This is a genomic window from Streptomyces sp. NPDC001410, from assembly GCF_042895235.1.
In the GTDB taxonomy this organism is placed as follows: domain Bacteria; phylum Actinomycetota; class Actinomycetes; order Streptomycetales; family Streptomycetaceae; genus Streptomyces.
On record NZ_JBIAWE010000031.1, the window covers coordinates 21546 to 31866 of the forward strand.

The window sequence follows — 10321 nt, forward strand, 5'->3', positions numbered from 1 at the left end:
CGGCAGCTCGCGCCACACTGAGCAGCCTCGCTCAATCGGCGTGCTGTTCTAGAGAATCCCGCGCCCGACCAAGGACTCCGCGAGAAGATTCACTGGGTCGGTGGGCAGAACACAGCGGGTCACCGGTGCACGCGGTTTCCCGGACCGGCCGAACCACAGCACGCCGGTGAGGGTTGGATGGCGCTGGACGCTGCGCGAGTGGGATGAGGCCGGGGGGGAACATGGCAAAGTGGTTTGAGCGTATGGCAGCGATTCCTGGTGTGCGGTTCACCGGGAGCCCCGGTATCGCCCGCGAGGCGCTCGCAGAGGCGCATGTCCGTCCGCAGATGTCCTACGCCTCACTGATGTGGCCGACCGCTGAGGGCAGCACGTCGGCAACGCCGGCCAGCCGCCATGTGCCGGTGGAGGCAATCGGAGCGGACCTGGTCACCCGAGCCTGGGAAGCACTGGAGCTTCCCGGTGAAGCGATGGACTACCACTTCGTCCTCCAAGGTGCGGTGGACCGCTTGTGGAGCGGCAGACGCTCCTACCCTGACGGGCTTGAGCTGCTTGAGGTGTTCGCGCTGCTGGACTTGGAGTTGATGGAGGCTGCCCCACAGGCGGTCTCCTTTGACACCGGCCCCGTCCCAGCTTCGTTCGTGCACGTGACGTCCGTTCCCCGGCTGGTGATGCTGCTGGAGCGCGAAGGCGCCTTGACCGACGCCCTCGAAGTGGCACGACGACTGGCTCCTTTCGGGCAGGGTGAGGATTCGGTAGCCCGCCTCTCGGAGAAGATTGGCGCGCTGGCAGCCGAGGCGACGGTTGGCGGGGCGGCATGAGTGCTGGGCTGGAGCAGCTGATCCCCTCGGCGTCCTACCTGGAAGAGGCCTTCCTGCGCTGGGTACTCACTCCAGCCGCGCAGCAAGGAATCGTGGCGCATGTGCACAGCCAGCATCCGGTGACGGTCAACGAGCGCACCTACCGGCTGGACTATCTGATCGCAGGCGAGTCGCTGCACCTGGCCGTCGAACTGGACGGCTTCACCTTCCACAGTGACCGTGCCGCCTTCACCTACGATCGGCTGCGGCAGAACGATCTGGCGGCCACGGGGCTGACGATGCTGCGGTTTTCCTACGACGCGGTGCGCCTGGACACCGCCCGCTGCGTGGCTCAGCTGCAGGCGATGCTGCGCCAGGATGCCGTGCTGTCGCCGCTGGTGATCGCCGCGCCGCGCGTCGAGGTCCCGGAGATGGTGGGCGATCCGCTGCGGGCGGCCGATCCGCCACGGGGCGTCCAGCCAACGGCCGATGAGGCCTACTTCGCCGGTGCGCGGTCCCGGGTTGTCCGGGGGCCGTTGCGGGCCTGCCAGGAGGAGGCCCTGGCCGCGCTGGCCAACTACTACGCCTCCGGCGGCCGGCATGCGGCCACGGTGATGGCGGTCGGGGCCGGCAAGACCGCGCTGGGGGTGGCGGCCGCGTTGTCGTTCACCAGGCGGCGAGCGCTGGTGGTGACTCCGGGCTCGGTCATCCGCGGCACCTTCGCCAAGGCACTCGACCCCGGAGTGCCGGGCAACGTCCTGTACGGGCTGGCGGGCGGCCCTCTTCTGCCGGGTGCCCAGCCGCCGGCCACACTGGTCCTAGACGCGGACGACGAGCAGATCAGCCGGGTGAGCCGGCAGCGGATGCTGGCCGCGGACGTTCTGGTCACGAACTTTCACGCATTGGGCACCGGTGACAAGGACGGGGACCTGCTGGCCAAGCTGGAACCGGAAGATGTCGACTTCATCGTCGTCGACGAGGCCCACATCGCGGCCAGCGCCTCCTACCAGCGGCTGTTCGCCCACTTCCGGGGTGCGCGCACGCTGTTGATGTCGGCGTGCTTCCAGCGCCTGGACGGCAAGCCGATCGACGCCGATGTCGTCTACCGCTACCGGCTGGTGGATTCCATTGCGGACGGCTCGGCGAAGAACCTGCGCGTGCACCGGTTCGCCCCGGATGCGGCGGCGACGGTGTATGAGGCGGTGTGGCCCGACGGGCGGCGCGAGCAGATCGTGGGCCGCGACGCTCTGCTGGCTGCGCTCGGGGACGAGCGGAAGATGGCCCGCATCACCGCGCAGTCCGATGCCTCGATCCGGCAGGTGATGACCGTGACGCGGGCCTGTCTGGACGCGCAGGCCAAGCTGCTGGCCCCCGTCAAACCCCGGGCGCTGTTTGCGGCGTTGGGTGAGGCCCACGCCCGGCAGATCGCCCGGATCGCGGAAGAGCACGGCATCCCCTGCGCCACGCTGCATCACAGCATGTCGGCGTCGGCGATCAAAGCCACCCGGCGGCGCTTCGAGTCGGACGCGGGTGATCTGCAGGGCATCGTGCAGTTGCGGATGCTCGGCCAGGGCTACGACTTCCCACCCATCACCGTGGTCGTACCCGTACGTCCCTACGGCAGCTTCGGCGAGTTCTACCAGTTCATCGGGCGCGGGGTGCGGGTGCTGCGGCATCCCGGTCTGGCGGCCGATCAGCAGTACCTGGATGTGGTCTGCCACGCCGAACTCGGCCTCGAGGACCATCTGGAGGCCATGTGCGAGGACAACGACATGGATCCCGCGCTGCTGCTCGACGTCCCCCTGATTGACACCGGCATGCTGGAGGCGGACTTCACGGACAGTGACGGCCTGGGGGAAGGAACATCTGACAGTGCGTTCCCGGGCGAGGTCGATGCGTTCGTGCTGTACGAACGGGGGCGTGTCGAGCAACGGGTCGTACACGACCTGGACCGGGTGGAGGCCCGGCGGCAGGAGCGGCAGATGCAGCTGATGGCCCAGCGCTACGCAGTCTACGCGCAGAACACCACGACTCCCATGCCGTTTGAGCAGTTCGTCGAGTACATGCGGAGGCTGACGAGTGGCCAGTGACCAGCCGCGCTGGTGGCAGCCTGCCCTCGGCGCGCACCCGGACGAGGCGCTTGCGTTGGAGGCAGCTGCCGGACAGCAGCAGCGGTTCGCTCAGCTCGACGCGCTCGCGGCCCGGCTACTGGCCGCGGCACTGACCGGCCGGCCAGTGGCCTCGGTGGTCAGGGGTACAGGGCCGGAGGCAGCGGACAGCGTCAGGGTGTTGAGACTCACCGCCCGGGACAAGACGTGGCGCGCTGAGGCGTTCGGCGTTCAGGAGCAGCAGCGGCGAGGTGCCTGGTACCTGCCGCAGAAGATGTCACTGAAAGCCGGGGCGGTGAACCTGCCGCACCTGGTGCGCGAACGGCCCGCCCATTCCTTGACGTTGGCCGCGGACGACTCGGCCGGCATCATCCTGGTGGACGGCTCGGCCGACGCGGTGTTGCTGTGGTCGGTGCTGGTTCCGTTGTTCGAGACCCTGATCGAGCCGATCCGGGTGCGGGCGGCGGGCCCGGCGAAGTCCATCGACGACCAGCGGCGGCTGTGGTCCGGCATCGAGGAACGCTACCGCCTGCTTGGTATTGCCGACGAGGCGCTGGAGGACTTCCGCTTCGGTGGCGGATGGCACCGGTTGGACCGGCCCGGGCAGCAGCGCGCCCGCCTGCGTCTCCTGGACGCGCTTACCGCCGTCGATCCGCTGCAGTTGGTCACCCGTCATCGCAGCCTGCAGCTGCAGGCCCTGATGGCCGGCTTCGCGAAGAAGGCCGCCAAGACCGGTACCGCCCTGGCGCGCCGGGTGCTGACGCGCGCCCTGCAGCCGGTCGTCTCCGGCTACTTCGCCGGCGACTGGCTGGCCGTGCTGGACTACCTTCAGGCGCCGCCGCACCCGGACGAGGAGGTCATCACCGCACTGCCTGAGCCGCGCCTGTACGTGGGGATGTCCGCCCATGCGGCCGGCATGGCGGCCGAGGCGGGCATCCCGGAGGACGAGATCCATGCGATGCTCGCGGCTTTCCTCGGCGGCCCGACCTCCCTCTCCCCCGTCGAGGAACGCGTGGCGGCCCTACGCGAGTGGTGGACGGCCTTCGACCAGGCGCACGCCGTCCAACGGCCCGGCATGCGGACACTGTGGGGACTCGTCGATGACGGCATCCTGGGCTTCGGGCCGGACGAGCACGTCTTCACCCAGCAGCTGTACCGGCAGGTGCTGCCCGCCTCCGTCAACGAGCAGGTGGACCGGCTGTGGCAGTCGGTGACCCTGCAGCGGCACGCCAAGAGCATCGTCAGCAATCCCCTCCCCCACCACCTGATGGCCGAAGCCCTCGGCCCGGCCCTGGAGTTCTGGCACGGTGTCGCACTGACCGCCTGGTTCGTGTGCGAAGGCCCCTACTCCCGCGCTCCCTTGTCCGGTGTGGCCGACTACTACAGCCGCCCCCTCACCGCGCTGCGTGCCGCCGGCTGTCCGGTCGCCCCGGGCCTGTTCCAGGAACTGCGTGTCGCTGAGCAGCACCTGGGCCCGGAAGAGATGATCGTCAAGGAGCGCGAAGAGCTCCCGGTGGACACGGCCATCGGCTCCTTCACCATGACGTCAAGCATCAGCAGGGGCAGCCGCCGCGAAGGCTTCGAACGGGTCCGCGACATCATCACCCGCCATCGTCACGCCTGGGCCGAGCAGTACCTCGACAGCTATCTGCAGCAGCGCTGGCGCACCGCCTTGGAAGGTGTCGCCCAGGCGCACCACCGGTTCGTGGCCGCGAAGGGCCGGCCGCCCACCCTGGTCCAGTTCGCCCAGTTCGCCACCGCCGCGGCCAATCAGTGGACCGGCGGCGATCTCGGCGCTCTCTACACCGCGATCGGAGAGCCCGCGCCCGCGCAGCAGGAGCGCCCGGCCCGTCTCCTGGCGGGTGACGGCTATGACTTCGCCAGGCGCGTCTTCGCCGCGCTCGGCGGCACCGCCGCCGACGACGACGTGCGCATGAACCAGCCCGAAGAAGCCCAACGGCAGTGGCAAATCAGCCGCCTAGCTTCCGAAAGCCTGCGATACCTGCAGCTCTACGAAGCGCTCGGACAGCCTCCAACGGCCAAACAGTTCGGCTCTTCACGCCTGGCCTGGCCATGGCCCGGAGAAGAAGTGGAGGGCTGGCCGCTCTTCCAGCACACCCTCGCCTCTCTGACCAACATCAGTCCGCCCGCAAGTGAACCCGCCGCAGGGGCAGCCGAGGCCGCCCCCGGCCCGCCGGAAAGCACCAAGCACGTGCTGGCCAAGGGGGCCAACGCCCCTGTCCGAACCGAATCTGTAGCGGTGCGCCTCATCACCACTGGCGTGCCGGTCGACGTCTCTGCCGTCCTCCTCGCCAGCAACGGCAAGGTACGCAGCGACCACGACCTCGTCTTCTACAATCACCCGCACCACGACGGAGTCCGCACCAGCGGCGACACGGTCATCGCAGATCTGCCCCACGTTCCCGACGACGTCCACACAGTGGCCGTCATCGCCAGCATCGACCTCGAAGCTCAACCCACCGCTTCCTTCGACCAGTCCACCACTTGGCACGTTGAGGTCGCCCAGCCCTCTGGTGGAGGACTGGCATTCATGCCTGCCCCGTTCGTCTCGGGTGAGACCGTCACCATCGCCATGGAGATCTACCGGCATGGTTCGGGTTGGAAGGCTCGTGCTGTGGGCCAGGGCTACGGCACTGGGCTTGCCGGCCTGGCTGCGGACTACGGCATCAACGTCGAACCCTGACGGCGACTGTCAGTGCCTGTCGCTAGGGTCGATTCTGTGATCAGCGGGACCAAGGAGCCAAACCCACCGACCGGCAAGGAGACACGGCAGGAGGCAGTCCGTGGTTCGTCTCCTGCATGCGAGTACGACCGTGGCCGAAAGCCATGTTGTGCGTCGGATAGTGCTGGAACTGCTGTGATCGCAAGAGCCGTCCTTCATCCCGTGCCCGCCGGCTGCCGGGTTTCGGGAGCTGGGAGAGGTGGCGCACGGTAAGTGGAGGGATGGACATGTCGCGTGGGCGGAAGATCGTGGTGACGGTTGCTGCTGTGGTCTTGATCGTCTCAACTCCCGTTTTCTGGCTGCTTGATGGGCCGGATGCCGGGCAGTTGGTGGGGGCTTCGGTCCAGGGCGCCACAGGGGTGTGCGGCCTGTTGTGGGCCTGGATCCAGCCAGCTACTCGGGCGCGGGACACCGTCACGCGGACGGGACGGGCTGAAGCGTATGGCGGAGGAGAGGCTCACACCGGCATTCGCCGTCGTCATGGGGGCAGCGGAGTGGGTGGTGTGGAGCAGAGTGGGGATGCGATCGCCCGCGGGCAGGGAAGCAGGGCCGGCACCGGCATCGACTACACCGGCTGAGGCAGGCTGCCATGACAGCGGGTGAATGGTGGGAGGGCCGATGAGACGGTTCCGGGTGAGGCGCCCGTCCCGCGTCCAGGACGGCACGGAGCAAACGGCGCCACCCGTCAGTGTCAGCGAGAGCGGTGATGCCGTTGCCACGGGTGGCGGCGATGCGCTGAGCGGCTACCGCGGCCCGGGCCCCCAGACGGATGGCGGGATCGTGCGGGTGGAACGGTCAGGCGATGCGGTCGCTTCGGCAGCCCATGCGGTGGCCATCAGTGGCCATGTCAGCCAAGTGCTGGTCTCCGCTCCCCCGCCGCGCCAGCCGTTGCACTGGCCCGTCCGGCTGGGCTCGGTACCGGTACTTGCGTCCGCGTTCCAGGACCGGTCCGCGGTTCGCGATCGGATCGATCAGGCCAGGGTCGGCCATACCACGGTGGTGCTGGCCCAGGTCCTGTCCGGCGGCGGAGGCGTGGGCAAGACCCAACTCGCTGCCGCCTATGCCCACCAAGCCCTGGAGGACGGCATCGACCTGGTGGTGTGGGTCGATGCTAGTGACATCGAGCAGGTCATCGCACGTTACGCGCACGCCGCACACGTCGTGGAGGCGGCGGAACACCTTCTGGGCAAGAGCGCTGAGTCCGACGCCGGACTGTTCCTTCAGTGGCTGGCGACCACCCGGCGCCCATGGCTACTCATCCTTGACGACCTCACCGATCCAGAGGCCATGCAGAAGTGGTGGCCGCCGTCCTCCGCCTTCGGTTGCGGCCGCGTCGTGGCGACGACCCGCCGCCACGACGCGGTGCTGTCAGGCGGCGGCCGAACCGTGGTGGACATCGACACCTACAGCGCGGAAGAGGCCGAGGCCTATCTGCACGAGCGGCTCGACTCGGCGCATGCCGCCCATCTCATGGACTCTCAAGCCGGTAAACTGGCCGCGGCACTGGGCTACCTGCCGCTGGCTCTGTCACACGCGGCCGCCTACATGGTCAACGAAGACGTCCCGTGTGCAGACTATCTGCACCGCTTCAACGACAGCACAGCACGCCTGGACGACCTGCTGCCGCGCGCGGCAGACACCGAGGGTTACGGGCGGCAGGTCGCCGCGGCCCTCCTGCTCTCATTGGATGTCGCACAAGCGAGCGAGCCCGTCGGCCTGGCTGTTCCAGTCATGCGTCTGGCCGCCATTCTGGATCCAGCCGGACACCCCCGTTCCCTGTGGGCCAGCGACGCCGTCACCCGCTACCTCAACACCCAACGCTCCGTACTTCCCAACGAAGTTGCTGCCACCGTTGATCCCGATCAGGTGCGGGCCGCCCTGCGACTTCTGCACCGCTACAGCCTGCTCACCGACCACGCGCAGGCCGGTTCCCGCGCGGTGCGGCTGCACGCCCTCACCGCACGAGCCGTACGCGAGTGCACTCCCGATGCCACAGTGCCAGCGGTCGTGAAAACCGCCGTCGACTCATTGAGAGAACTATGCGACGAGGTCTCCTGGTTCGACCGTGAGACGACAGCCGTGCTGCGCACCAACATCGACAGCGTCGATGCATGCGCCGGGGACCTGCTGTGGAAGGTCGAAGGCCACTACCTCCTGCGCTGGACTCTGCGCAGTCTGATCAATGCCGGCCTCGCCACCGCAGCAATTCCCTACGGGCAGCGGCTGACCGGCATCAGCGAACAACTGTTGGGCCGCACTCACCCCATGACCCTCATCGCTCGACGCGATCTCGCATGGGCCTCCTTCCTCGCCCGCCGTCACAAGGACGCCTTCACACTCCTACAGGAGGACTTTCCCCACCAGGACGCGCGGCTGGCCCGTGAACGACAGGGACCCTCTCCAACTGCCAATGGACGCGTCCATGCCGTTGCACTACTGGAGGACACCGCTGCGGTCCGCGCGCGCCTGTTGGGTCCTGAGGACCCCGCAACCCTGGAATGCCAAGTCAATCTCGCCGTCCTGTACTGGTCGCGAGGCGACAGGTCGAGGGCCACTGCTCTGCTGGAGCAATCCCTCATCGGCTGCCAGATAACCTTCGGTACCGACCATCTGTACACCGTCTCGGTGAACAACCGCCTGTCCCTCTGGCGAGAGCAGCACAAGAGGCGCTGGTGGAACCGCGCGCGCAGCCAGCTCCATCCGATCCGACCGGCGAAGACTGACGACGCAGTGACGTGATGACACGACAAGGCCAGGCGAGCAGGACCGGATCGTCGACGTCCAGACCTCAGGGCTCGTCGATGTGCGGTCGCTGTGGGGCACAAGTCCTCCACTCAGCGCGCAACTGGGCTCCGAAGCCTGGGCCACGACTGCTTCGGCAACCGCACAGATTTCATAGAGGTTCTCAAGGCTGCGAGGGAATCTCAAACAGATAGAGGGACCACACCTCAGACCCTTCAACACCCCAGGCCATGCGTACACGCTGCGTTAGATGTGCAGCTCATCAGGCGACATCTAACTATCAAGATCAATCTCATACTCAGGCAGGGACCAGAGCCGAGAGAGCAGCAGGCGATCTCAAGTGCCTCTGACGAGACGAGAACCCACACTGGTGTGGCTGGAGGGCTACCAGGCCCTGCTCCGCTGGCGAGCAGAGAACGAGATCACCGGGCTGTACGCCGTCCCTTACGACGTTGAGGTCGAAGTCGGGGTGACGAAGGATTTTCCACTTGGGCGGTGGGTCCACCAGCAGCGGAAGGCACTGCGGGCCGGGGAGCTGGAGGAACGGCGCAAGGAGCTGCTGGACGCGCCCGAAGCCGGAATGGTGTGGGAACCCGGCGAAGAAGCCTGGGAGAACAAACTCGCAGCACTGCGGTCCTACCGGCGAGCCACCGGACACCTCGCCCCGAGGCAGGACGCCGTGTGGGGCGAGAACGAGGCGATGATGCCCGTCGGGCAACACATGGCCAACCTCCGCAGGAAGGACGGCCTCGGCAAAGACCCCGAGCGGGTGCAGGCGCGGTCCGCGCAGCTGACGGCGATCGACCCGGACTGGAACTGCCCATGGCCACTCGACTGGCAACGCCACCACCGGGTACTCGCCGACCTGGTCGACGCCGACGGCCACCTGCCCCACATCGCACCCGGCGTGATGTACGACGGCGACGACATCGGGCGGTGGCTGGAGCGGCAGAAGCAGCCGACCACCTGGGCGCGGCTCCTACCCGAACAGCAGGAGCGACTGACCGCGCTCGGCATCACCGCCCCTGCGGCCCCGTCTCCCACCCCGGCGGCCACGCGCGCGACGAAGAGCCCGAGCAAGGCACAACAGGCATTCCAACGCGGCCTTGCAGCCCTCACGCAGTGGGTGGAACGAGAAGGCGCCCACCGGCCCGTCCCCCGCGGCCACAGTGAGGAGACCGCGGTCGACGGCCAGACCGAACCGATCATCGTTAAACTGGGAGTGTGGGTCTCGAACACCAAGACCCGCCACGACAAACTCACCGCAGAGCAGCAGGACGCACTACGGAAACTGGGCATCGACTGGGCATGAGCACGCCTGCTGGATGTTGGAGCGCGGGGCTGGTCTCTGGTCCTGCGGGGTGAGGTTCTGCGCTCGTCCGAATTGACGGGGCGAGATTTCAGTCCCCACTGACTTGCCGTCAAATACTTAGCGCATGTGGAGAGTTCGAGACGGTCCGGTCCCGACAGGCCGTCGAATCGGTAGTGTACGAACCCGGCGTGGCAGGTGTCGCGAAGGGGGAAGCATGGCGTACCTGGTCGAGTTGCCCGTTTCCGGGGCGGGCGGCGCGGGAGCGGGTGGCGAGGGGGCGGGATCCGCTCCGTCGGATGCGACCGGCATCATCAAGGTCCAGATCGACGAGGTCGCGGACGGGCTGGTGCAGGTCGCCCGTCCCGGGCAGGTCGTGGCGCGGGCGACCCGGTCGCTGAACGACATGCTCGCCGGGATCCGGCCGGTCGCGGAGAACTTCGTCGACGGATTCCGCGACATGGCACGGCAACCCGACGAGATCGGCGTCGAGTTCGGCCTGTCCCTGTCGGCCGAGGCGGACGTGGTGATCTCCCGGACGACCGGACAGGCTAACTTCAAGGTCACCCTGACCTGGCGCAATGAGTCGTCCGGCGAACCGGCAGCGGACGCCGCGGGATGA

The 10321-nt window shown here is 67.8% G+C and carries 5 protein-coding genes and 1 pseudogene; all 6 read left to right on the forward strand.

Annotation, left to right across the window (positions count from 1 at the left end):
- Window positions 1–221 precede the first annotated feature (221 nt).
- The 6 genes and pseudogenes from ACFY3C_RS42980 (at window position 222) to ACFY3C_RS43005 (ending at window position 10321) form a co-directional block, all read left to right on the forward strand.
- Window positions 222–818 carry a hypothetical protein gene (locus tag ACFY3C_RS42980; protein WP_390774782.1) on the forward strand — a complete coding sequence of 199 codons (597 nt, stop codon included), beginning with the start codon at window positions 222–224 and terminating at the stop codon, window positions 816–818.
- A complete protein-coding gene (locus ACFY3C_RS42985) occupies window positions 815–2887 on the forward strand; it encodes a DEAD/DEAH box helicase family protein (protein ID WP_390774783.1) in 2073 nt (690 codons plus the stop codon). Before ACFY3C_RS42980 ends, ACFY3C_RS42985 begins: the two co-directional genes overlap by 4 nt.
- A gap of 145 nt (window positions 2888–3032) precedes the next feature.
- Window positions 3033–5609 carry a TerD family protein gene (locus tag ACFY3C_RS42990; RefSeq protein WP_390774784.1) on the forward strand — a complete coding sequence of 859 codons (2577 nt, stop codon included), beginning with the start codon at window positions 3033–3035 and terminating at the stop codon, window positions 5607–5609.
- Window positions 5610–6266: 657 nt separating this feature from the next.
- Window positions 6267–8387 carry a tetratricopeptide repeat protein gene (locus ACFY3C_RS42995; protein WP_390774785.1) on the forward strand — a complete coding sequence of 707 codons (2121 nt, stop codon included), beginning with the start codon at window positions 6267–6269 and terminating at the stop codon, window positions 8385–8387.
- A gap of 358 nt (window positions 8388–8745) precedes the next feature.
- Window positions 8746–9702: pseudogene (locus ACFY3C_RS43000) on the forward strand (helicase associated domain-containing protein); the annotation flags it as partial.
- A 214-nt stretch (window positions 9703–9916) separates the two neighbouring features.
- Window positions 9917–10321, forward strand: a complete 405-nt coding sequence (locus ACFY3C_RS43005; RefSeq protein ID WP_359556435.1) for a CU044_2847 family protein — start codon at window positions 9917–9919, stop codon at window positions 10319–10321.

Bases quoted from the DNA above. Each gene is read 5' to 3' on its own strand.
- ACFY3C_RS42980 (WP_390774782.1), top strand. From the start codon at position 222: ATGGCAAAGTGGTTTGAGCGTATGGCAGCGATTCCTGGTGTGCGGTTC.
- ACFY3C_RS42985 (WP_390774783.1), top strand. From the start codon at position 815: ATGAGTGCTGGGCTGGAGCAGCTGATCCCCTCGGCGTCCTACCTGGAA.
- ACFY3C_RS42995 (WP_390774785.1), top strand. From the start codon at position 6,267: ATGAGACGGTTCCGGGTGAGGCGCCCGTCCCGCGTCCAGGACGGCACG.
- ACFY3C_RS43005 (WP_359556435.1), top strand. From the start codon at position 9,917: ATGGCGTACCTGGTCGAGTTGCCCGTTTCCGGGGCGGGCGGCGCGGGA.